This window comes from Streptomyces pactum (assembly GCF_002005225.1).
Classification (GTDB): domain Bacteria; phylum Actinomycetota; class Actinomycetes; order Streptomycetales; family Streptomycetaceae; genus Streptomyces; species Streptomyces pactum_A.
On the sequence record NZ_CP019724.1, the window covers coordinates 5,954,729 to 5,976,197 of the forward strand.

The window sequence follows — 21,469 nt, forward strand, 5'->3', positions numbered from 1 at the left end:
CGCGTCGGCGGCAGGTGGTGCTGCTCTCCGTTCCGGACCGCGTGATCCGGCACGGAGTGCCTAGGGGAGGGTAACGACCGTCGCGGCGTAGACGAGACCCGCCCCGAAGCCGATGACGAGGGCGGTGTCGCCGCTCTTCGCCTCACCGGTCGCCAGGAGCCGCTCCATAGCGAGCGGAATCGAGGCGGCCGAGGTGTTGCCGGTGGTACGGATGTCACGGGCGACCATGACGTGCTCGGGCAGCTTCAGCGTCTTCACCATCGAGTCGATGATCCGCACGTTGGCCTGGTGCGGGATGAAGACGTCCAGCTCGTCCGGGCTGATCCCGGCCGCGTCCAGCGCCTGCTGGGCGACCTTCGCCATCTCGAACACGGCCCAGCGGAACACCGCCTGGCCTTCCTGCGTGATCGCGGGGAACTTGACGTTGCCCTCGCGGTCGAGGGGCAGTTCGGAGACGTCGCCGATCCGGAAACGGTCCCAGGGGATCGTCTGCTTGATCGTCTCGGACTTGTCGCCCTCCGAGCCCCAGACGGTGGGGCCGATCGCCGGCTCCTGGGAGGGGCCGACCACGACCGCGCCGGCGCCGTCGCCGAACAGGAAGGCCGTGGCCCGGTCCTCCAGGTCGGTGAGGTCCGAGAGCCGCTCCACGCCGATGACCAGGACGTGCTCCGCCGAACCCTCGACGATCATGCCCTTGGCGAGGGTCAGGCCGTAGCCGAAGCCCGCGCAGCCGGCCGAGATGTCGAAGGCCGCGGCCTTGTCCGTGCCCAGCCTGTCGGCGATCTCGGTCGCGATGGCCGGGGTCTGGCTGAAGTGGGACACGGTGGAGACGACCACGGCGCCGATCCGCGAGGCGTCGATCCCGGCGTCCGCGATCGCCTTGCCGGACGCCTCGACCGACATCGCCGCGACGGTCTCCTCGGGCGACGCCCAGTGCCGCGTCTCGATGCCGGAGCGCGAACGGATCCACTCGTCGGACGAGTCGATCTTCTCGAGGATCACCTCGTTCGGCACGACCCGGGTCGGGCGGTAACCGCCGACGCCGAGGATGCGCGCGTACGGGGCGCCCTTGCTGGGCTTGATCTTCGACATGCTCTCGCGCTCCTTGTCAGGCCTGCTCGGCGTGCTCGGCGACGAGCTCGCGGGCCGCGTCGAGGTCGGCGGGGGTCTTGAGGGCCAGCGTCCGCACGCCCGGCAGCGCCCGCTTGGCCAGCCCGGTCAGCGTGCCGCCGGGGCACACCTCGATCAGCGCGGTGACGCCCAGCTCCTTGAACGTCTCCATGCACCGGTCCCAGCGGACCGGGGTGGCGACCTGGCCGACCAGCCGCTCGAGCACCTCGGCTCCGGTGGCGACGGTCTGCCCGTCCCTGTTGGAGACGTACGTCACCTTCGGGTCGGCCGGCGTGAGCGCCTTCGCGGCCTCGGCGAGCTTGTCCACCGCGGGCGCCATGTGGTGCGTGTGGAAGGCGCCGGCCACCTTCAGCGGGACGACCTTGCGCACGCCTTCGGGCTTGTCCTCGCTCAGCGCGGCCAACTGCTCCATGGTGCCGGCCGCCACGATCTGGCCGGCGCCGTTCACGTTCGCCGGGGTCAGACCGAGCTTTTCGAGATGCGCCACGCTCACCTCGGGGTCGCCGCCGAGCAACGCCGACATGCCGGTCTCGGTGACGGCGGCGGCCTCGGCCATGGCCAGGCCCCGACGGCGTACGAGAGTCAGCGCGGCGGTGTCGTCGAGGACGCCCGCGAACGCGGCGGCGGTGATCTCGCCGACGCTGTGGCCCGCGACCGCGCCCGGTGCGAGTTCCGTGCCCGCCGCGTCAGCGGCGAAGGAGTACGTACCGAGTGCCGCCGCGGAGAGGATTCCGGCGGCGACCAGCAGCGGCTGGGCGACGGACGTGTCACGGATCTCGTCCGCGTCGGCCTTGGTGCCGAAGTGGGCGAGATCGAGTCCAATGGCGTCGGACCACGCGGCGACGCGGTCCGCGGCACCGGGAAGGGCGAGCCAGTCAGTCAGGAAGCCGGGCGTCTGAGCACCTTGGCCGGGAGCGACGAGTACGAGCACTCTCACACTCTCTCTTGAGGACGGCCACGACCGCCCGTGGGGACAGGGACGAAGAACACGAGGGGGTTTTGTGGACCCTCGACAAAAGCCTAGAGTTGCGGATCTCCATCGGCCAGACGCCCCAGGATGAGCGCGATCCGCAGTGTGAACGCAGACCGTACATCAGAGGGTGACCATCCGGTGACGTCAGTCACACGTCGGAGCCGGTAGCGCACGGTGTTCGGGTGAACGAAGAGCATCCGGGCGGCGCCTTCGAGACTGCTTGCCTGTTCGAGATAGACGCTGAGCGTCTCCAGCAGCGCGGCCCCGGCCTCCTCCAGCGGTCTGTAGATCTCCTCCACCAACTGCTCGCGGGCCGAGGGATCGGAGGCGATCGCGCGCTCCGGCAGGAGATCGTCCGCCAGGACCGGGCGCGGCGCGTCCTGCCACGCGGTGCAGGACTTGAGGCCGGCGGCGGCGGCCTGCGCGGACCGGGTGGCGGCCTGCAGGTCCGGCACCACCGGACCGGCCACCACCGCGCCCTGCGCGAACGGCCCGATCAGCGACTTGGCGACCGCCAGCGGGTTGTCGCTGCCGCCCGCGATCACCACCAGCCGGTCCCCGAGCACGCCGGTCAGCACCTGGAGCTTGGCGTGCCGGGCCGCGCGCCGTATGGCTTCCACGGTCAGCTCGGAGTCCCCGTCGGGGGCGGTGCCCAGCACGACGCACACATGCTCGGGCGAGTTCCACCCGAGCGCCGCCGCCCGGGAGACCGCTCCCTCGTCGGCCTCGCCGCTGAGCACGGCGTTCACCACGAGGGACTCCAGCCGCGCGTCCCAGGCACCGCGTGCCTCGGCGGCCTGCGCGTAGACCTGGGCGGTGGCGAAGGCGATCTCCCGGGCGTAGACGAGCAGCGCCTCGCGCAGCACCGACTCGTCCCCGGGGGCGGCGACCTCGTCGATCGCGGACTCCATGACCTCGATCGTGGTCCGCACCATCTCGACGGTCTGCCGCAGTGTGATCGCCCGGGTCAGCTCGCGCGGCGCGGTGCCGAAGACGTCGGTGGAGATGGCCTGCGGTGCGTCCGGGCGCCGGAACCACTCGGTGAAGGCGGCGATGCCCGCCTGGGCCACCAAGCCGATCCAGGAACGGTTCTCCGGTGGCATGGCCCGGTACCACGGCAGCGTCTCGTCCATCCGCGCGATGGCCTGCGCGGCGAGCGACCCGGAGGACTGCTCCAGCCGCTTCAGGGTCGCGGTGTGCGGGTGGACGGCGTGCGCCCCGGGCTCGGGCTTGCTGGTTTCGGGTTCGGGCACGGGACAAGACTGCCTTATCGGGACGGGCGGGCGTGCCGCCGGGTCTACGGTGGACGGCGTGATGGACGTACGGCGCGCCGACGAGCGCTACCCCGGAGGCGACGCGGCGGCCGGCATCGAGTCGCGGCACGCCTTCTCCTTCGGACCCCACTACGACCCCGGCAACCTGCGCTTCGGGTCGCTGATCGCCTGCAACGAGGAGCGCCTCGCGCCCGGCTCCGGCTTCGACGAGCACCCGCACAGCCACACCGAGATCGTCACGTGGGTGGCCGAGGGCGAACTGACCCACCGGGACACCGCGGGGCACGAGACGGTCGTCCGCGCAGGGGACGTACAGCGCCTCAGCTCGGCGGCCGGCGTCCGGCACGTCGAGCGCAACGACGGCGCCGCGCCCCTGACCTTCGTCCAGATGTGGCTCGCCCCGCGCGAACCCGGCGGCGACCCCGCCTACGAGATCGTCCGCGGCATCGCCGACTCCACCCCGTACGCCGTCCCGGAGGCCGGCGCGATGCTCCACGTGCGCCGCCTCGCGCCCGGGGAGCGGACGGCGGTGCCGGACGGGGCGTATGTGTACGTCCATGTGGTGCGGGGTGACGTGACGCTGGGCGGGGAGGTGCTGGGCGCCGGGGACGCGGTGCGCATCACGGACGCCGAGGGGGCGGAGGCGGTGGCGGCGACGCGGGCGGAGTTGCTGGTCTGGGAAATGGCCGGGAGCTGACCCGACCCGGACGGGACCGTTACCAGAAACGGTCTCGACGCCCGCTGAGAGCGGGGGCAGCCGAACCCGCCTCTTCGGGCACTCCTGGTGCCCCGTGGCTTGCTGACTCGGCGTCATGGCCGCGTTTAACGTCCGTGAGTGAGCCTCTGGACTTCCTTAGAGCCCGCCTCCGCGACCGTGGACCCGGGTGGCAGTACGACGGTGCGGCTGCGGCTGCGCAACACCGGTGACGTGGTGGACGAGTACCGCTTCGAGGCGGTGGGCTCTCTCGCGCCCTGGACCACCGTGGAGCCGCAGTCGCTGCGGCTGTACCCGGGGACGACGGGGTCGGTGGAGCTGACGTTCGCGCCGCCGCGCACTCCGGACGCCACGGCGGGGCCGAACCCGTACGCGGTGCGGATCACGCCGACGGAGCATCCGGAGGCGACGACGGTTCCGGAGGGGAACCTCACCATCACCCCGTTCACGGAAGTGCGGGCGGAGTTGGTGCCGTCGACGGTGAAGGGCCGTTTCCGTGGCCGCCCGAAGCTGGCCGTGGACAACGTGGGCAACACGAAGGTGACGGCGTCGGTCAGTGGCAGCGACAACGGTGACCAGTTGTCGTACGACATCCGTCCGAGCAATGTGCAGATCGAGCCGGGCCGTGCGGCGTTCGTGGAGACGACGCTCAAGCCGCGGCAGATCATCTGGTTCGGGTCGGCCGAGCAGCGGCCCTACACGCTTGCGGTGCAGCGGTCGGGTGTGACGCCGCTGGACGTGGAGGGCACGTACGTGCAGCGGGGATTCCTGCCGCGCTGGCTGGCGGTCTGCCTCAGTGTCTCCATGGCGCTGGCGATCACGTTCGTGATGCTGTGGATCGGCTACAAGCCCCAGGTCCGCAGCGCCGCCACCGAACAGCTTCAGGAAGCCGGCGTCAGCAACCTGCCGCCCCTTCCCTCACCGACCGCCGAGGCGCCGAAGGCCCCGTCCGCCGACATCCCGGCACCCCCGGCCGCGGCCGGGACCCAGCAGCCCGGCGGAGCCGGAGCCGAAGCCGGACCCGAAGCCGGACCCGAAGAGGGTTCCGGCGCCGGGGCGGGGGGTGGTGGCTCCGAGGAGCAGGAGGCCGAGGCACCGGAGAGGACCGCGGCGACCGCCGTCCAGCGACTGGCCGCCAAGGACCCGACCGGACGGCACATCTGCTACCGGGTCTTCACCGCGGGCCAGGGCTGGTCCGACGTCGCGTGTGACGGCGACACGGCGGGCACCGTGGGAGGGGGGTCGCCGATCACGGCCGTCAACACCGCCTCGTCCGGAACCAAGGGCACGTCCAGCGGCGCCTACATCCACAACCCCGCGTCGACCGATGGCGCGGGGCAGTACCGCGATCCCTGGCAGAATGCCGCCGACGGCATCGACGTCCACGTCGGCAGTACCGAGAAGGACGCCCCGCACATGCTGGGGTTCGCCCTCAGCGTCGACGGGGGCGCCGGCACCGTCTGCCACACCTCCTACGTCCACAACGACACCTGGCTCGGCCTGGCGTGCGACGAGCCCGGGGCCGGGTTGGCGTTCACCTACGTCGGTACCCACGACAACGACTTGTGGATCGAAGCGATCAAACTCACGGTGTGATCCGTGCCGCCCGACCACTCAAGCGGAGCCGGATGCCGGAGCCGGGAGCATGGCCGCGCCGTCGTCGCACCTCCCGCCGACGAGCGCCGCCGGACGCCGGGCACCGGCCGGTGTGCGGGACACGGCGCCGGGGTGACACAGGTGGCGGGCCCCGCCGAAGCCGGTACATCTCGGTTTCAGCGCACCGGGAACACGGCCGTCTCCACCCGGGCGGGCCCGTCCGGCGTGTCGATCACCGCGCTCGTCCAGGGCGAGCGCGGCGGCGCCGGACGGATTGGAGCCCTGGTGGCCGTGAACCTTTCGACCTCATTGTCCTCGCGCCGCTCGTTTGAGCACCCCGAGGACGTTCGTGGCCTATTGTTCACGCTTTTCACCGGGGTGAGCCTCCGTCGGCGCGAGCACGCTGCCGCGTACGCACGCCGGCTACCGCAGACTGTCGACGAACGCGTTCCACGCCCCCACGCCCACGGTCACGACGGGGCCCGACGGGATCTGGCCGATCAGTGAGCCCGTGCAGAAGATGATGTCGCCGAGCTGACCCTGCCGGAGGCCGTGCGCCTCGCGTTGGCGGCGCAGTTCCCAGCCGTAGTAGTCGAGTGGGGGAGGCGGTCGGGTCGAGCGACTGGATGTTGGCCACGGCGGCACCTCACTCCGGCTACGGACGGCAACGCCTCGCGGCGTGCGTTTCTTTGTGCAGTCGAGCGTAAGCAGTGCGTCGCAACCTTGTGGTGTGCGAGTACCACGCCGAGTTCGCCATGGGAGCGCACTCGGCCCGGCACCTGCGCCGCATCCTGCGGCTCCACCTCGTCCGCTCGGACCTGCGCGACGTGGCGGACGCCGCCGAACTGGCGCTCACGGAGCTGGTCGCCAACGTCGTACGGCAGGTGCCCGGTCGGCGCTGCCGCGTCTGTTTCCAGCTCCGGCCCGGCGGCGTGCGGGTGGAGGTCGCCGACGACTGCCCGGAGTTGCCGGTTCCGGCCGCCGCCGACGCGTTGGACGAGGGTGGACGCGGGCTGGTGATCGTCGCGGCGGTGGCCGACCGGTGGGGTGTCACCCCGTACCCCGACGGGCCGGGGAAGACGGTGTGGTTCGAGTGCCTCAGCCGCGCAGTTCCGCCAGCACCGCGTCCGTGAAGGCCGGCCACACCTCGGCAGCCCAGGGGCCGAACGCCCGGTCGGTGAGCGCCACGCAGGCGAGCCCGGCGTCGGGGTCGATCCACAGGAACGTACCGGACTGGCCGAAGTGCCCGAAGGTGCGCGGCGAGGACGACGCGCCCGTCCAGTGCGGGGACTTGGCGTCGCGGATCTCGAAGCCGAGGCCCCAGTCGTTGGGGTTCTGGTGCCCGTAGCCGGGCAGCACGCCCTTCGTGCCCGGGTACTGGACCGTCATCGCCTCGGCGACCGTGCGCGGGTCCAGCAGGCGGGGCGCCTGCACCTCGGCGGCGAAACGCAGCAGGTCCTCGACCGTCGAGACACCGTCCTTCGCGGGGGAGCCGTCGAGGGTGGTGTCCGTCATGCCCAGCGGCTCCAGCACCGCCTGGCGCGCGTACTCGGGGAACGGGATGTCCGCCGCCTTCGCGATGTGGTCGCCGAGCTGCTCGAAACCGGCGTTGGAGTACAGCCGGCGCTCCCCGGGCGGGGCGGTCACCCGGTGCTCGTCGAAGGCCAGACCCGAGGTGTGCGCCAGCAGGTGGCGGACCGTCGACCCGGGCGGCCCGGCGGGCTCGTCCAGCTCGACCGCGCCCTCCTCGTACGCGACGAGCGCCGCGTACGCCGCGAGCGGCTTGGTGACCGAGGCGAGGGGAAACCGCTGCCCGGCCGGGCCGTGGGTTCCCCGGATCGTGCCGTCGGCCCGTACGACACCCGCCGCGGCGGTGGGAACCGGCCAGTTCTCGATCAACGCGAGGCTCTTCAAGGACATGCCACCGAGCCTAAGCGGCTCACAGGTACAGCCTCATCGAGGGGGTCGTGTCGCGCGTGAAGCCGAGGGACTCGTACAGCGGCTCGGCGTCGGGGGAGGCGGTCAGCATGACCTGCCGCGCGCCCCGCTCGCGGAACCACTCCAGCAGCTCGTCGACGCAGGCGCGGGCGTATCCCCGGCGCCGGGCGTCGGGGTCGGTGGCGACGCTGAAGACGTATCCGATCAGTCCGTCCGGCGGCTTGCCCGGCCCGCCGATCCGGTACTCCAGTGTCCCCGCCACCAGCGCGGCCAGCGCACCCGGCCGGTCGGGGTGGTCGACGACGAATGCCGCGAACTCCCCGTCCGGGCGGTCCAGCCGCGCCCGCAGCGTGGGCAGGGAAGCCGCCTGCCACCCGGTGGGGGAGGCGGGGCTCACCGAATCGATCATCACCTGACGCAGACGGAGCACTTCCGCCGCGTCCCCGGCCACGGCACGGCGCACGAGACTCATGCCCGCACGGTAGTGACCCGGCCCGCGGTGTGTCCTGCCGGTTTCCCGCCGCCGCGGCCCCGGCGCCGCTTTCTCACGGTGGCCGCTTGCCTGGAGTGCACTCCAAGGTCATAGCGTTGAGCGCATGACGGTGATGCAGACCACGGCCGGGACCCTCGGGCCGAACGCCACCAGAACAGACATCTGCTCCGCTCCGCCCCGGCGCCACCCGCGCCCCGACGGGCAGGACCACTACACCATCAGCGAGGTCGTCGCCTTCACCGGACTGACGGCCCACACGCTGCGCTGGTACGAGCGGATCGGCCTGATGTCCCACATCGACCGCTCGCACACCGGGCAGCGCCGCTACAGCAACCGCGACCTGGACTGGCTCGACTTCGTCGGCAAGCTGCGTCTGACCGGCATGCCGGTCGCCGACATGGTCCGCTACGCGGAACTGGTGCGCGAGGGCGAGAACACGTACCCCGACCGGCGGGAACTCCTGGAATCCACGCGCCGCGACGTGCTGACGCGGATCGCCGAGCTCCAGGACACCCTCGCCGTACTCGACCGGAAGATCAGTTTCTACGGGGACGCCGGACGCGCCCGTGAAGGGGAGAGGACCCGATGACCGACAGCAGGATCCCGACGGTGCGGCTCGACGACGACGGCCCGGAGGTCGGCGTCCAGGGGCTCGGCTGCATGGGCATGAGCTTCGGGTACGGCCCGTCGGACGCCGACGCCGCACGGGCGACCCTGGAACGGGCGCTGGAGCTGGGCGTCACGCTCTACGACACGGCCGACGCGTACGGCGCGGGCGACAACGAGCGGTTCCTGGCGCCGTTCTTCAGGGCCCACCGCGACGAGGTCGTCATCGCGACCAAGTTCGCCCTGTCGATCCCGCCGGACGAGCCGACGAAGCGGATCATCCGCAACGACCCGCCGTACATCCGCCGGGCGGTCGAGGCGAGCCTGAGCCGCCTGGACGTCGACGTGATCGACCTCTACTACATGCACCGGCGCGACGTGAACGTGCCGATCGAGGAGACCGTCGCCGTCATGGCGGACCTGGTCCGCGAGGGCAAGGTCAAGCACCTCGGGCTGAGCGAGGTGACCGGCGACGAGCTGCGGGCGGCACGGGCGGTGCATCCGATCGCCGCCGTGCAGTCGGAGTGGTCGCTGTTCAGCCGGGACATCGAGGCGGGCGTGGTACCGGCCGCCCGTGACCTGGGCGTGGCCCTCGTCCCGTACTCGCCGCTCGGCCGGGGGTTCCTCACCGGCGCCTTCGCCGACGCCGACCGGGACCTCACGGCCGGCGACTTCCGCCGCCGGCAGCCCCGCTTCACCGGCGACAACGCGGCGGCCAACGCGGCCCTCCTCGAGCCGGTCCGCACGGTCGCCGAGGCCCGCGGCGCCACCCCCGGCCAGATCGCCCTGGCCTGGGCCCAGCAGCGGGCGCGGGTGCACGGCCTGCCGGTGGTGCCGATCCCGGGCACCCGGAAGCCGGCGCGGGTGACGGAGAACACGGGCGCGACGCGGATCGTCCTCACCGAGGAGGAGCTGTCCCTGCTGGAGCCGATCGCGGGCAAGGTGGCGGGCGACCGTTACGCGGACATGACGTTCACGTCCGCCGGACGGGAGTAGTCACAGCTCCGCCAGCAGCTCCGCCTTCTTCGAGGAGAACTCCTCGTCCGTCACCAGCCCCGCCTGGTGCAGCTCCCCGAGGTGCCGGATCCGCTCGGCGATGTCCGCGGGATCACGCCGGGGCGCGGGCACCGGGACCGGCACCGCGGGACCGCGCTCACGCACCGCCGCCAGCACCGCCGCGGCGAACGGCAGCGACTCGTGCACGGGCCCGTACCCGAGCCCGAAGACGACCGAGGCGGGGTCCTGGTCGGCCTGCGGAGCGTGCGCCGCGGCGTCCCGCGGCAGCAGCCGCAGATACCCCTCGAACGCCTCGGGGGACCGCCACTCCACCCCGCCCAGGTCGGCGACCGGGAAGCTCTGGTCGCCGGCCTTCCACTTCGCCGACGACGCGCCCGTCCAGGACCACCGGAACGACACCGACCGCCCGTCGAAGGACGCCTTGCCGTCGTACGCCTTGAAGTGCAGCGGAGCCTCGGGGGCCGAGACCAGGTACCGCTCGGTCTTGCCGGACTCGCTCAGCAGGCCCCGCAGCTCGTCGGCGTAGTACTCCGCGAGCGTCTCCCGCTCGGCGGGCAGCACCAGCCGGTACGGGTCACAGCCCTCCTTCAGTTGCCCGGCCGCCGCCTCCATCAGCGGATCGGCGCCCGGACGCGGCTCGGCGCGCAGCACGACGGTGCCCCGCCTGCCGGGTGTGAGCGTCACCCCGGCGATCGCCTCCAGGGGGACACGGCGTTCCCCCAGGGCCTGGAACAGCTTGGGTGTTCGAATCCCCCGTTCGTAGCGGATGAGCACGGAGTCGGAGTCGAACTCCCAGGCGGCATGAAATCCGGCCAGTACGTCACCCATGCGGCTCATCGTATGCGGCACGAGCTCCTCCGTCCCCTCCCCGTGCAAACCGGAGTTTCTGCGCCTCTACGCGCGTCCGGCCGTCGCCGCTGCGGACAAACCCGCCCGGCATGTGTCATGTTCTGCGGCGCAGGCCAGCGTGCGGTACGCGCCAACGCCGATCTCCGCGAAGTTCCGCAGGCTCTCCGTGCCCGGTACGAAGTAGCCGCCGTGCCCCTCGGCGCCCCGCGCGGACAGCACCCGCGCCCCGAACCCCGCGGACACCGGATCGGCGCCGTGCCCGAGGCCGCCGACCTCCAGGTAGGGCACGTCCTGGATCCAGTCGTCGGCGTCCCGCATCGCCCACACCCGGGCGGAGGTGCGCAGGTGGGTGGCGTTCTCGACGCGCATGCCGGGGCTGCCGGCCACCGCTATGTCGGTGACCCGGCCGGGCAGCGTGTCGGCGGCGAGGCCGCACACCACCGAGCCGTAGCTGTGGCAGAACAGCGAGACGGGGGAGCGGCCGGGCAGCGCGCGCAGCAGCGCGTTCAGCCGGACGGCCCCGTGCTCGGCGCGGGTCGCGGTCGCCGCCTCCATGCCGAGGCCGCTGGGGGAGGTGTAGTCGGCCCAGGCGATCACGGCCGTACGGGTGCCGGGGCTCACCCTGCGCTCGGCCGCGTGCAGCGACTCGGCCATGCCGACGGGCGCCGAGTACTCGCGGTCGCTGCGCTGGAAGGTGAGCAGCTCGGTGTCGACGCCGGGCACGACGACGGACACGCGCTCGGCGCGGTTCAGGTTCCCGAAGACCTCGGCGATCCTGCCCGAGCCCGCCGGGTCGAAGGCGAGGATGTGCCGGTCGGGGTTGAGCAGCGACTCGTATTGGCGCGCGCGCCGGCCCGCCTCGCGCTGCCCGGACAGGGACAGCCGCTTGTCGTGCATGCGCAGTCGCTCCACGGCCCGTGACTTGCGGAGCGACGCGCGGTTGGCGAGGTAGCGCAGCTCGACGGGGGCGCCGTTCATGTTGCCGACGGCGAGCGGATAGCGGCGGGCCAGGCTCGCGCGCTGCCGTTCGGTGAGCGAGGCGAAGAAACGGGCCAGCCGGGAGGGGGCCGCCTGCGCGTCGGGCAGCCGGCGTCCGTCGATCCGGCCGTGCTCCCAGGCCGAGACCGACGCTTCGAGGGCGGTGGGGCCCCGCTGGTTGCGCAGGGCGGTCCAGCCGGTGGTCGCCAGCATCACGAACACCACGGCCAGAGCGAGCAGTGCGCGCCAGACGTTCAGTTGCGGGGAGGTGTCGAAGGAAGTCACTGGGAGGACACACTAGGAGAACGGGACGGTGTCAGGTAAATCAAGTGACGCGGATCACGTTTCGGGCGTGTGTTACGGGGTTGGATCCGCTCGTTCGGCCTGCCCGGCCGGTCCGGGACCGGGGTGGCCCCGCCAGTTCCCGGTGAGCGCGGGCTCCACCTGATCGAGGTAGGAGGCGGTCAGGTCGCGCAGTGCCGCGAGGCCGGCGTCGTCCCGTGTCGACCAGATCCGCTCGGTCACCCGCATCACCGCGCCGAAGACGGCCACGACCACGCGGGGACGCGGGTCCGCGTCCACGTCCAGGCCCTCGCGGTCGGCGATGACGCGCGCGATCTCCTCCTCCAGCTCCGCCGCGCGCCGCAGATGGGCGGCGAGCAGAGCGGGCGTCGACTCGATCACCCGGCAGAAGCGCAGGTGCAGTTCGAGCGGGACCAACTGCTCGACGGCCTCGTTGATGGTGTCCCAGCTCGCCACGAGGGCCTGGCGCATCGCGTCCAGCGGCGGCTCGCCGGGGGGCCGGCTGTGTACGGCGTCGACGAAGTGCGACTCCGCGAGCCGCGACACGAAGAAGGCCGCCTCCTCCTTGCTGGCGAAGTAGCGGAAGAAGGTGCGCTGCGAGACATCGGCCGTCTCGGCGATGTCGTCGACGGTCGTCTCCTCGTAGCCCCGCTCGGTGAACAGTTCGAGGGCGGATCGCAGCAGCGTGTCCCGGGTGCGTTGCTTCTTGCGTTCGCGCAGGCCGGGTGGGCCGGCTGTGTCCGCCATGTTCAAAGGTTCGCTCCTCGGGGTCGGCTCCGGCGTGTTGCCTCGCCGTCGTTTCCGCAGATCAGGCTATCGGGAGATGTCATGTCAGTTACCGACTAGTGAAATGGTTTGTCAACTGTCAGTGACTGTCATTAGCCTCGAATGTATGACTAGTCAGACCGCCATCGACAAGACGGGGTCGGGGGGCGGGGGAGCGCCGTCCGGCCCGCAGGGCCCGGCGCCGGCCACCGGGCTGCGCGGCCACCCGTGGCTCACCCTCATCACCGTCGCCGTAGGGGTCATGATGGTGGCCCTCGACGGCACCATCGTGGCCATCGCCAACCCGGCCATCGCGAAGGACCTGAACGCCAGCTTCGCCGACGTCCAGTGGATCACCAACGCCTACTTCCTCGCCCTCGCGGTCTCCCTGATCACCGCGGGCAAGCTCGGTGACCGCTTCGGGCACCGGCAGACCTTCCTCATCGGCGTGGTCGGCTTCGCCGCCGCCTCCGGCGCCATCGGCCTGTCCGACACCATTCCGCTGGTCGTCGCCTTCCGTGTGCTGCAGGGCCTGTTCGGCGCGCTGCTGATGCCGGCCGCGCTCGGCCTGCTGCGGGCCACCTTCCCGGCCGAGAAGCTCAACATGGCCATCGGTATCTGGGGCATGGTCATCGGCGCCTCCACCGCGGGCGGCCCGATCCTCGGCGGTGTGCTGGTCGAGCACGTCAACTGGCAGTCCGTGTTCTTCATCAACGTGCCGGTAGGCGTCCTCGCCGTCGTCCTCGGTGTCATGATCCTTGTGGACCACCGCGCGGAGAACGCCCCGCGCTCCTTCGACGTGCTGGGTATCGCGCTGCTCTCCGCCGCGATGTTCTGCCTGGTCTGGGCACTCATCAAGGCCCCCGAGTGGGGCTGGGGCGACGGCACGACGTGGCTGTTCCTCGTCGCGTCGGTCGCGGGCTTCGGGCTCTTCGCCTTCTGGGAGACGAGGGTCAAGGAGCCGCTGATCCCACTCGCTCTGTTCCGTTCGGTGCCGCTGTCGGCGGGTGTGGTGCTGATGGTCATGATGGCCATCGCCTTCATGGGCGGCCTGTTCTTCGTGACGTTCTACCTGCAGAACGTGCACGGCATGAGCCCGATCGACGCAGGTCTGCACCTGCTGCCGCTCACCGGCATGATGATCGTCGGCTCCCCGCTCGCCGGAGCGATGATCACCAAGGTCGGCCCGCGCATACCGCTCGCGGCCGGTATGGCGTTCACCGCGATCGCGATGTACGGCATGTCCACCCTGGAGAAGGACACCGGCAGCGGTCTCATGTCGCTCTGGTTCGCCCTGCTGGGCCTGGGCCTCGCGCCCGTCATGGTCGGCGCCACCGAGGTCATCGTCGGCAACGCCCCGATGGAGCTGTCCGGCGTCGCCGGCGGCCTCCAGCAGGCGGCGATGCAGATCGGCGGCAGCCTCGGCACGGCCGTGCTCGGCGCCGTGATGGCCTCGAGGGTCGACAACGACCTGGCCGGCAACTGGGCGGACGCCGGCCTTCCGGAACTGCCGCCGGAGCAGCTCGGCCAGGCCTCCGAGGCGGTCCAGGTCGGCGTCGCCCCGGTGACCGAGGGCATGCCGGAGCCGATGGCCGCGAAGGTCACGGAGGTCGCGCACGAGACCTTCATCTCCGGCATGAGCCTGGCGTCGCTCGTCGCCGCCGGCGTCGCGGCCGTGGCCGTGCTGGTCGCGTTCCTCACCAAGCGCGGTGCGAACGCGGAGGCCGGCGCGGGCGTGGGCCACATCTGACGGGCAAGCCCGGTGCGTCCCCGGCCCTGTTCGCCTATCCGGGTGACAGGGCCGGTGAACCCTCCCCTCGACCGGACCCCGCAGGTCACAGTGGGTCAAGTCCTCCGCAGGGCACGGAGGGCGAGAGGCTGCGGCGCGCTGCTGGAGGGGGGCAGCGCGCAGGCAGCACGTTCGCGGCAGGCATAAGGCGCCGCACGGGGGTACCCGAACTCCACGAGGAGTTCAGGGAGTTGACGATGGCGAGCTTCGGACAAGGATCGCGCGGGCACCCCCGCTCACGTGGCCGGACGTGGTCACGGACCGGGCCGGATCGCGCGACGCTCACGGTCGTCGGAGTCGTCTGCGCGGTCGCCGGGTTCTTCGTGCTGGGGATCGTCCTCGGCCCCGCCGCGATCGTCTGCGGCTGGCTCGCCATGGGCCGAAGCTGGGCGGGTCCCCGCCCGGTACCGGCCGTGGTCGCCCTGGTCCTGGGCGTCATCGACACGCTTGTGGCGGCCGTCTGGCTCGCCGGGGCGGCGTCGCCGGGCTACGGCATGTTCTGACCCGGCACGGCCAGTGGCCCCCGAGGACGGTGGCTCGGGGGCTCCAGGCCGTCGGGGCCGTCGGGCACGGCGTCGTTCCGGGACGGGTCCGGCACCGCGCCGCCGGGCCGCCGCAACTCGGCCACCTCCGCCCGCAGCGCCCGGACCTCCTCCGTGAGCGCGTGAATGGCCTCGGTCCGCCGCCGTCCCTCCACGTCGTCCCTCTCGAACCTGGCGATGAACCATGCCGCGATGTTCGCGGTCACCACGCCGAGCAGCGCAATCCCGGACAGCATCAGGCCGACGGCCAGCACCCGTCCCATCGCGGTCGTCGGCGCGAGATCCCCGTACCCCACGGTGGTCATCGTCGTGAAGGACCACCACATGGCGTCACCCAGGGTCCGGATGTTCCCGTCCGGCGCGGTCCGCTCCACCGACAGCACCGCCAGCGACCCGAAGATCAGCAGCCCGAACACCGAGCCGGCGACGTAGGTCGTCAGCCGGATCTGCGAGGCCATCCGCGCCCGCCGCCCCACCAGGAGCAGCGTCGAGACCAGTCGCAGCAGTCTCAGGGGCCGCAGCAGCGGCAACACCACCGCGCAGAGGTCCAGCCAGTGGGTGCGGACGAACCTCAGACGGTGCGGGGCGAGGCGCAGCCGCACCAGGTAGTCGACCGTGAACGCCCCCCACACCACCCACTCGGTCACCAGGCACGCCCGCGTCACGGCCGGGCTCGACGAACTGTCGACGATCGGCGTGGCGTAGGCGACGGCGAACAGCACGGCCAGCGCCAGCAGGGGCCGCTGGCTGTGCCGCTCCCAGCGTTCCTGTGCCGTCTGCCGCCGTATGTCCGCGTCCGTACTCATGCCCCGAATCGTAGGTTCCCCCGACGGAAACGGGGGAGGCGACGGACTCCGCGCCCGCCGCCTCCCCGCGCACCGCCGACGTGCTAGGCGTCGCCGCCCGCGACTCCCGGATCCGCCGCCGCCACATCGAGCAGCCGGTACCGGTCGATCGCCTGCTTCAGCACCGACCGGTCGACCTTCCCCTCACGCGCCAGCTCGCTCAGCACCCCCACCACGATCGACTGCGCGTCGATGTGGAAGAAGCGCCGCGCCGCACCGCGCGTGTCCGCGAAGCCGAACCCGTCCGCGCCCAGCGACTGGTACGTCCCCGGCACCCACCGCGCGATCTGGTCCGGAACCGACCGCATCCAGTCGGACACCGCCACGAAGGGCCCCTGCGCACCGGCCAGCTTCCGCGTCACGTACGGCACCCGCTGCTCCTCCTCGGGATGCAGCAGGTTGTGCTCCTCGCACCCCACCGCCTCGCGCCGCAGCTCGTTCCAGGAGGTCGCCGACCAGACGTCGGCGCGCACGTTCCACTCCTCGGCGAGGATCCGCTGCGCCTCGACGGCCCACGGCACCGCGACCCCGGACGCCATGATCTGCGCCGGGATCGAGCCGCCCGTGCCCTCGCTGAAGCGGTGGATGCCCTTGAGGATGCCCTCGACGTCCACGTTCTCCGGCTCGGCCGGGTGCTGGATCGGCTCGTTGTAGACGGTGAGGTAGTAGAAGACGTCCTCGCCGTGCGGGTGCTGCTCGTCCGCGCCGTACATCCGGCGCAGACCGTCCTCGACGATGTGCGCGATCTCGAAGCCGAAGGCCGGGTCGTACGCCACACAGGCCGGGTTGGTCGAGGCCAGCAACTGCGAGTGGCCGTCCGCGTGCTGGAGGCCCTCACCGGTCAGCGTCGTACGGCCGGCGGTCGCGCCCAGCACGAAACCGCGCGACAACTGGTCGCCCATCTGCCAGAACTGATCGCCGGTGCGCTGGAAACCGAACATCGAGTAGAAGACGTAGACCGGGATCAGCGGCTCGCCGTGCGTGGCGTACGCCGATCCGGCCGCGATCAGCGAGGCCGTGCAGCCCGCCTCCGAGATGCCGTCGTGCAGCATCTGCCCGGTCGGCGCCTCCTTGTAGGCGAGCAGCAGGTCCCGGTCCACGGACTCGTACTGCTGTCCGAGCGGGTTGTAGATCTTCGCGCTCGGGAAGAACGAGTCCATGCCGAACGTGCGGTACTCGTCCGGCGCGATCAGCACGAACCGTTTGCCGATCTCCTTGTCCCGCATGAGGTCCTTCAGCAGCCGCACAAAGGCCATCGTCGTCGCGATGGACTGCTGTCCCGACCCCTTCTTCACGGTCGCGTACGTCTTGTCGTCCGGCAGTGCGAGCGGCTTCGACCGTACGACCCGGGTCGGCACGTACCCGCCGAGACCCAGCCGGCGGTCGTGCATGTACTGCATCTCCTCCGTGTCCCGGCCGGGGTGGTAGTACGGCGGCGGGCCGGACTCCAGCTCTTTGTCGGAGATCGGCAGGTGCAGCCGGTCGCGGAAGCGCTTGAGGTCGTCGACCGTCAGCTTCTTCATCTGGTGCGTGGCGTTGCGGCCCTCGAAGTTCGGGCCCAGCGTCCAGCCCTTGATCGTCTTGGCCAGGATGACCGTCGGCTGGCCCTTGTGCTCCAGGGCCGCCTTGTACGCCGCGTAGATCTTCCGGTGGTCGTGACCGCCGCGCCCCAGGTGCAGGATCTGGTCGTCGGTCATGTTCTCGACCATCGCGCGCAGCCGGTGGTCGTCGCCGAAGAAGTGGTCGCGGATGTAGGCGCCGGACTCGGTGGCGTACGTCTGGAACTGGCCGTCCGGGGTGGTGTTCATGCGGTTGACCAGCACACCGTCGCGGTCCTGGGCGAGCAGCGGATCCCAGGTGCGGTCCCACACCAGCTTGATGACGTTCCAGCCGGCGCCCCGGAAGACCGACTCCAGCTCCTGGATGATCTTCCCGTTGCCGCGCACCGGGCCGTCGAGGCGCTGCAGGTTGCAGTTGACGACGAAGGTCAGGTTGTCCAGGCCCTCGCGGGCCGCGATGGACAACTGGCCCAGCGACTCCGGCTCGTCCATCTCGCCGTCGCCGAGGTAGGCCCACACGTGCGAGCGCGACGTGTCGGCGATCCCGCGCGCGTGCATGTAGCGGTTCATCCGCGCCTGGTAGATCGCGCCGATCGGGCCGAGACCCATCGAGACCGTCGGGAACTCCCAGAAGTCCGGCATCGACCGCGGGTGCGGATACGACGACAGGGCCTGGGGCGCCTTCGACTTCTCCTGCCGGAAGCCGTCCAGGTGCTCCTCGCTGAGCCGGTCCAGCAGGTACGCGCGCGCGTAGATGCCCGGCGAGGCGTGTCCCTGGAAGAAGACCTGGTCGCCGCCGTCGCCCTCGTCCTTGCCCCGGAAGAAGTGGTTGAAGCCCACGTCGTACAGGGACGCCGAGGAGGCGAAGGTCGCGATGTGGCCGCCGACGCCGATGCCGGGACGCTGGGCGCGCGAGACCATCACCGCCGCGTTCCAGCGGGTGGCGTTGAGGATCTTGCGCTCGATCTCCTCGTTGCCGGGGAAGAACGGCTCGCTCTTGGTCGGGATGGTGTTGACGTAGTCCGTGCTGCGCATCTCGGGCACGGCCACGCGCTTCTCGCGGGCCCGCTCGATCAGCCGCAGCATCAGATAGCGGGCCCGCTCCCGGCCGCGCTCGTCGACGGCGGCGTCGAGGGAGTCGAGCCACTCCTGGGTCTCCTCGGGATCGAAGTCAGGAACCTGACTGGGAAGGCCGCCAATGATGATCGGATTGCGATCACTGCGATCGGATGCGGAAGCCACGCTGTTCCTTCGCTGTCAGAGGGCAACTTTGCCGGGTGTCGCGCCGATTCCCCGCCGAATCCCCATCGTGTACCTCGCGGGGGCAAACGTCATCTGTACCGTGGGGTAACCGGTCCTCCCATGGGGATCGGGGGCACGTTCATTCGAGTCTCGTACCCACACATGGTTCCCAAATACGCAAACGGGGCAGATAGGTGTGGTGTACGTCACCTTCGGTCTGGACGGCATGGCTGGAGTTGCGGCGACACGGCCGGGATCGTCACCGTTTCGGCGGTCCCAGTCGCCGGGTACTTGCGCGATCCGTCCCGCCCGTGTGGACTACGGCCAATGCTTCGCGCACGCGCGTGGCTGAGATATTCACCAAGACATGATCAGGAGGCAACCCGTGAGCGCGACCGCGGACCACGCGGAGGAGCGGACGAACCCTGCCGTCAGGCTGGGGTTCCAGCCCGGGCAGGTGGTCCAGGAGATCGGCTACGACGACGACGTCGACCAGGAGCTCCGCGAGGCCATTGAGGGCGCCGTCGAGGGCGAGCTGGTGGACGAGGACTACGAGGACGTGGCCGATGCCGTCGTGCTGTGGTTCCGTGACGACGACGGCGACCTGACGGATGCGCTGGTGGATGCCACCACGTACATCGAAGAGGGCGGGGCGATCCTGCTCCTCACGCCGAAGACCGGCCGTTCGGGGTACGTCGAGGCCAGCGACATTTCGGAAGCCGCGACGACGGCCGGACTGACGGCGTCCAAGAGCGTCAGCGTCGGAAAGGACTGGAGCGGCAGCCGGCTGGCGACGCCCAAGGCCGCCAAGTCCAAGCGGTAGCCGCCCAGGCTCCGCACCACACCAGGACCCCGTACGGGCCGACCGCCGTCGGCCCGTCCGCGGACCCGCGATGACCCCTGCGTAGGGTGGTTCCAGCGAACCACCCTACGAAGGGACGAACAGGACATGACGCTCCAGGTCGGCGACAAGGCCCCCGACTTCGAACTCAAGGACAACCACGGCGCGACCGTCCGGCTGTCCGACTTCCGCGGCCGGAAGAACGTCGTGCTGCTCTTCTACCCGTTCGCCTTCACCGGCGTGTGCACCGGCGAGCTGTGCGAGGTGCGCGACAACCTGCCGCGGTTCTCCGACCGCGACACCCAGGTGCTCGCCGTCTCCAACGACTCCATCCACACCCTGCGCGTCTTCGCCGAGCAGGAGGGCCTGGAGTACCCGCTGCTGTCCGACTTCTGGCCGCACGGCAACGTCTCGCGCGCCTACGGCGTCTTCGACGAGGACAAGGGCTGCGCCGTCCGCGGCACCTTCATCATCGACCAGGAGGGCGTCGTGCGCTGGACCGTGGTCAACGGCCTGCCGGACGCCCGTGACCTGACCGAGTACGTGAAGGCGCTCGACAACCTGTGATCGACGCGCCCCGCGGACCGACACCATGTGATTTGTCGGTCCCAGGGCCTGCGAGGGGCGGGAACCCGTCACTAGGATCGAATCGTTGATCCGATATCCACGCACCACGGGGCTCCCCGCCCCAGGACACCAATGGAGGACTCGTGGGAGTCAGCCTCAGCAAGGGCGGCAACGTTTCGCTGACCAAGGAGGCCCCCGGCCTGACCGCGGTCATCGTCGGTCTGGGGTGGGACATCCGCACCACGACCGGCACCGACTTCGACCTCGACGCCAGCGCGCTGCTGCTGAACAGCGGCGGCAAGGTCGCCAGTGACGCGCACTTCATCTTCTTCAACAACCTCAAGAGCCCCGACGGATCGGTCGAGCACACCGGTGACAACCTCACCGGTGAGGGCGAGGGCGACGACGAGCAGATCAAGATCGACCTCGCCACCGTGCCCGCCGACGTCGAGAAGATCACCTTCCCGGTCTCGATCTACGACGCCGAGAACCGCCAGCAGTCCTTCGGCCAGGTGCGCAACGCGTTCATCCGCGTCGTCAACCAGGCCGGCGGCGCCGAGATCGCCCGCTACGACCTGAGTGAGGACGCCTCGACGGAGACCGCCATGGTCTTCGGCGAGCTGTACCGGCACGGTGCGGAGTGGAAGTTCCGCGCCATCGGCCAGGGCTACGCCTCCGGCCTGCGCGGTATCGCCCAGGACTTCGGCGTGAACGTCTGAGTCACCGATACGTCCGAGGCGACGGCCTCGACCGTCCGGCGCCGCACGGTTTACGTGCGGCGCCGGACGCGCAGGAAACCCAAGAACCATCACCCGGGGAGGGATCACCATGGGCGTCACGCTTGCCAAGGGAGGCAACGTCTCCCTGTCCAAGGCCGCACCGAACCTCACACAGGTACTGGTCGGGCTGGGCTGGGACGCGCGTTCCACCACCGGAGCACCCTTCGACCTCGATGCCAGCGCACTGGTGTGCGGCGGCGGCCGGGTGCTCGGCGACGAGTGGTTCGTCTTCTACAACCAGCTCAAGAGCCCGGACGGATCGGTCGAGCACACCGGCGACAATCTCACCGGTGAGGGCGACGGTGACGACGAGTCGGTGCTGGTCGACCTCTCCGGGGTGCCCGCCCAGTGCGACAAGATCGTCTTCCCGGTGTCGATCCATATGGCCGACGAGCGCGGCCAGACCTTCGGCCAGGTCAGCAACGCGTTCATCCGGGTCGTCAACCAGGCCGACGGCCAGGAACTCGCCCGCTACGACCTCAGCGAGGACGCCTCCACGGAGACCGCGATGATCTTCGGCGAGCTCTATCGCTATCAGGGCGAGTGGAAGTTCCGTGCCGTGGGGCAGGGGTACGCGTCGGGGCTCCGGGGCATCGCTCTAGACTTCGGGGTCAACGTTTCGTAAAGCCGCGTACGGCGCGGGGGAGCCCCGTACAAACACGATTGG

21 protein-coding genes and 1 pseudogene are annotated in these 21,469 nt (G+C 70.8%); 11 read left to right on the forward strand and 11 right to left on the reverse strand.

Translation table 11 applies throughout. The features are described from left to right. Window positions 1-60: 60 nt before the first annotated feature. The 3 genes from B1H29_RS25415 to fasR all read right to left on the reverse strand — a co-directional run bounded on the left by B1H29_RS25415 (window position 61) and on the right by fasR (window position 3,357). Window positions 61-1,092 carry a ketoacyl-ACP synthase III gene (locus tag B1H29_RS25415; protein ID WP_055416732.1) on the reverse strand — a complete coding sequence of 344 codons (1,032 nt, stop codon included), beginning with the start codon at window positions 1,090-1,092 and terminating at the stop codon, window positions 61-63. A 16-nt stretch (window positions 1,093-1,108) separates the two neighbouring features. Next, window positions 1,109-2,062, reverse strand: a complete 954-nt coding sequence (locus B1H29_RS25420) for an ACP S-malonyltransferase (protein ID WP_055416731.1) — start codon at window positions 2,060-2,062, stop codon at window positions 1,109-1,111. An 89-nt stretch (window positions 2,063-2,151) separates the two neighbouring features. Next, window positions 2,152-3,357, reverse strand: coding sequence for a fatty acid biosynthesis transcriptional regulator FasR (gene fasR / locus B1H29_RS25425; RefSeq protein WP_055416730.1), 1,206 nt, complete (start codon window positions 3,355-3,357; stop codon window positions 2,152-2,154). Between the two features lie 61 nt (window positions 3,358-3,418). Here fasR and B1H29_RS25430 point away from each other — a divergent pair, with 61 nt between their 5' ends. Then, complete coding sequence (locus B1H29_RS25430) at window positions 3,419-4,075, forward strand: pirin family protein (RefSeq protein WP_079160449.1); 657 nt, start codon at window positions 3,419-3,421, stop codon at window positions 4,073-4,075. Window positions 4,076-4,213: 138 nt separating this feature from the next. Then, window positions 4,214-5,689, forward strand: coding sequence for a COG1470 family protein (locus tag B1H29_RS25435; RefSeq protein WP_055416729.1), 1,476 nt, complete (start codon window positions 4,214-4,216; stop codon window positions 5,687-5,689). Between the two features lie 489 nt (window positions 5,690-6,178). On the opposite strand, the pseudogene B1H29_RS25440 reads toward B1H29_RS25435, so the two are convergent. Next, window positions 6,179-6,326: pseudogene (locus B1H29_RS25440) on the reverse strand (XRE family transcriptional regulator); the annotation flags it as partial. Window positions 6,327-6,444: 118 nt separating this feature from the next. Here B1H29_RS25440 and B1H29_RS25445 point away from each other — a divergent pair. After that, window positions 6,445-6,822 carry an ATP-binding protein gene (locus B1H29_RS25445; RefSeq protein ID WP_055417714.1) on the forward strand — a complete coding sequence of 126 codons (378 nt, stop codon included), beginning with the start codon at window positions 6,445-6,447 and terminating at the stop codon, window positions 6,820-6,822. On the opposite strand, the gene B1H29_RS25450 is transcribed toward B1H29_RS25445, so the two are convergent. Beyond that, on the reverse strand, window positions 6,788-7,609 hold the full coding sequence (locus B1H29_RS25450) for a serine hydrolase domain-containing protein (RefSeq protein ID WP_055416727.1): 822 nt from the start codon (window positions 7,607-7,609) through the stop codon (window positions 6,788-6,790). The two genes, B1H29_RS25445 and B1H29_RS25450, sit on opposite strands and share 35 nt — an antisense overlap. A gap of 19 nt (window positions 7,610-7,628) precedes the next feature. Further along, window positions 7,629-8,099 carry a GNAT family N-acetyltransferase gene (locus tag B1H29_RS25455; RefSeq protein ID WP_055416726.1) on the reverse strand — a complete coding sequence of 157 codons (471 nt, stop codon included), beginning with the start codon at window positions 8,097-8,099 and terminating at the stop codon, window positions 7,629-7,631. Window positions 8,100-8,223: 124 nt separating this feature from the next. Between B1H29_RS25455 and B1H29_RS25460 the strand changes: the two genes are divergently transcribed. Continuing rightward, complete coding sequence (locus B1H29_RS25460) at window positions 8,224-8,709, forward strand: MerR family transcriptional regulator (RefSeq protein WP_055416725.1); 486 nt, start codon at window positions 8,224-8,226, stop codon at window positions 8,707-8,709. Next, a complete protein-coding gene (locus tag B1H29_RS25465; RefSeq protein ID WP_055416724.1) occupies window positions 8,706-9,722 on the forward strand; it encodes an aldo/keto reductase in 1,017 nt (338 codons plus the stop codon). Before B1H29_RS25460 ends, B1H29_RS25465 begins: the two co-directional genes overlap by 4 nt. On the opposite strand, the gene B1H29_RS25470 is transcribed toward B1H29_RS25465, so the two are convergent. From B1H29_RS25470 to B1H29_RS25480, 3 genes are all read right to left on the reverse strand, one after another. Continuing rightward, window positions 9,723-10,571, reverse strand: coding sequence for a DUF4429 domain-containing protein (locus B1H29_RS25470; RefSeq protein WP_055416723.1), 849 nt, complete (start codon window positions 10,569-10,571; stop codon window positions 9,723-9,725). 66 nt (window positions 10,572-10,637) lie between these two features. After that, window positions 10,638-11,855, reverse strand: a complete 1,218-nt coding sequence (locus B1H29_RS25475; protein ID WP_055416722.1) for an alpha/beta hydrolase family protein — start codon at window positions 11,853-11,855, stop codon at window positions 10,638-10,640. Window positions 11,856-11,927: 72 nt separating this feature from the next. Further along, the gene (locus B1H29_RS25480) at window positions 11,928-12,620 is read right to left on the reverse strand and encodes a TetR family transcriptional regulator (protein ID WP_055416721.1); all 693 of its coding nucleotides are present in this window, start codon (window positions 12,618-12,620) and stop codon (window positions 11,928-11,930) included. A 145-nt stretch (window positions 12,621-12,765) separates the two neighbouring features. Here B1H29_RS25480 and B1H29_RS25485 point away from each other — a divergent pair, with 145 nt between their 5' ends. Together B1H29_RS25485 and B1H29_RS25490 are read left to right on the forward strand one after the other, a co-directional pair. Continuing rightward, the gene (locus B1H29_RS25485) at window positions 12,766-14,388 is read left to right on the forward strand and encodes an MFS transporter (protein ID WP_055416720.1); all 1,623 of its coding nucleotides are present in this window, start codon (window positions 12,766-12,768) and stop codon (window positions 14,386-14,388) included. A gap of 236 nt (window positions 14,389-14,624) precedes the next feature. Next, entirely contained in the window at window positions 14,625-14,930 is a 306-nt protein-coding gene (locus B1H29_RS25490; protein WP_055416719.1) for a hypothetical protein, read from the forward strand. Here the strand turns inward: B1H29_RS25490 and B1H29_RS25495 are convergent. Both B1H29_RS25495 and aceE read right to left on the reverse strand, forming a co-directional pair. Then, on the reverse strand, window positions 14,915-15,775 hold the full coding sequence (locus tag B1H29_RS25495) for a potassium channel family protein (RefSeq protein WP_079160451.1): 861 nt from the start codon (window positions 15,773-15,775) through the stop codon (window positions 14,915-14,917). The genes B1H29_RS25490 and B1H29_RS25495 overlap by 16 nt on opposite strands. Before the next feature lie 83 nt (window positions 15,776-15,858). Next, window positions 15,859-18,615, reverse strand: coding sequence for a pyruvate dehydrogenase (acetyl-transferring), homodimeric type (gene aceE, locus B1H29_RS25500; protein ID WP_055416718.1), 2,757 nt, complete (start codon window positions 18,613-18,615; stop codon window positions 15,859-15,861). 385 nt (window positions 18,616-19,000) lie between these two features. Here aceE and B1H29_RS25510 point away from each other — a divergent pair, with 385 nt between their 5' ends. The 4 genes from B1H29_RS25510 (at window position 19,001) to B1H29_RS25525 (ending at window position 21,427) form a co-directional block, all read left to right on the forward strand. Continuing rightward, window positions 19,001-19,438: a DUF3052 domain-containing protein gene (locus B1H29_RS25510; RefSeq protein WP_055416717.1), complete on the forward strand. Its 438-nt coding sequence runs from the start codon at window positions 19,001-19,003 to the stop codon at window positions 19,436-19,438. A gap of 126 nt (window positions 19,439-19,564) precedes the next feature. Continuing rightward, window positions 19,565-20,023 carry a peroxiredoxin gene (locus B1H29_RS25515; RefSeq protein WP_055416716.1) on the forward strand — a complete coding sequence of 153 codons (459 nt, stop codon included), beginning with the start codon at window positions 19,565-19,567 and terminating at the stop codon, window positions 20,021-20,023. Between the two features lie 143 nt (window positions 20,024-20,166). Then, entirely contained in the window at window positions 20,167-20,742 is a 576-nt protein-coding gene (locus B1H29_RS25520) for a calcium homeostasis/redox stress adaptation protein (protein ID WP_053130137.1), read from the forward strand. Between the two features lie 109 nt (window positions 20,743-20,851). After that, the gene (locus tag B1H29_RS25525; RefSeq protein WP_055416715.1) at window positions 20,852-21,427 is read left to right on the forward strand and encodes a TerD family protein; all 576 of its coding nucleotides are present in this window, start codon (window positions 20,852-20,854) and stop codon (window positions 21,425-21,427) included. The last annotated feature ends 42 nt before the right edge of the window (window positions 21,428-21,469 follow it).

Coding starts and splice junctions, on each gene's coding strand:
- B1H29_RS25415 (WP_055416732.1), bottom strand. CDS start 1,092: ATGTCGAAGATCAAGCCCAGCAAGGGCGCCCCGTACGCGCGCATCCTC.
- B1H29_RS25470 (WP_055416723.1), bottom strand. CDS start 10,571: ATGGGTGACGTACTGGCCGGATTTCATGCCGCCTGGGAGTTCGACTCC.
- B1H29_RS25455 (WP_055416726.1), bottom strand. CDS start 8,099: ATGAGTCTCGTGCGCCGTGCCGTGGCCGGGGACGCGGCGGAAGTGCTC.
- B1H29_RS25485 (WP_055416720.1), top strand. CDS start 12,766: ATGACTAGTCAGACCGCCATCGACAAGACGGGGTCGGGGGGCGGGGGA.
- B1H29_RS25495 (WP_079160451.1), bottom strand. CDS start 15,775: ATGAGTACGGACGCGGACATACGGCGGCAGACGGCACAGGAACGCTGG.
- B1H29_RS25525 (WP_055416715.1), top strand. CDS start 20,852: ATGGGCGTCACGCTTGCCAAGGGAGGCAACGTCTCCCTGTCCAAGGCC.
- B1H29_RS25445 (WP_055417714.1), top strand. CDS start 6,445: ATGGGAGCGCACTCGGCCCGGCACCTGCGCCGCATCCTGCGGCTCCAC.
- B1H29_RS25480 (WP_055416721.1), bottom strand. CDS start 12,620: ATGGCGGACACAGCCGGCCCACCCGGCCTGCGCGAACGCAAGAAGCAA.
- B1H29_RS25450 (WP_055416727.1), bottom strand. CDS start 7,609: ATGTCCTTGAAGAGCCTCGCGTTGATCGAGAACTGGCCGGTTCCCACC.
- B1H29_RS25490 (WP_055416719.1), top strand. CDS start 14,625: ATGGCGAGCTTCGGACAAGGATCGCGCGGGCACCCCCGCTCACGTGGC.
- B1H29_RS25430 (WP_079160449.1), top strand. CDS start 3,419: ATGGACGTACGGCGCGCCGACGAGCGCTACCCCGGAGGCGACGCGGCG.
- B1H29_RS25515 (WP_055416716.1), top strand. CDS start 19,565: ATGACGCTCCAGGTCGGCGACAAGGCCCCCGACTTCGAACTCAAGGAC.
- B1H29_RS25460 (WP_055416725.1), top strand. CDS start 8,224: ATGACGGTGATGCAGACCACGGCCGGGACCCTCGGGCCGAACGCCACC.
- B1H29_RS25465 (WP_055416724.1), top strand. CDS start 8,706: ATGACCGACAGCAGGATCCCGACGGTGCGGCTCGACGACGACGGCCCG.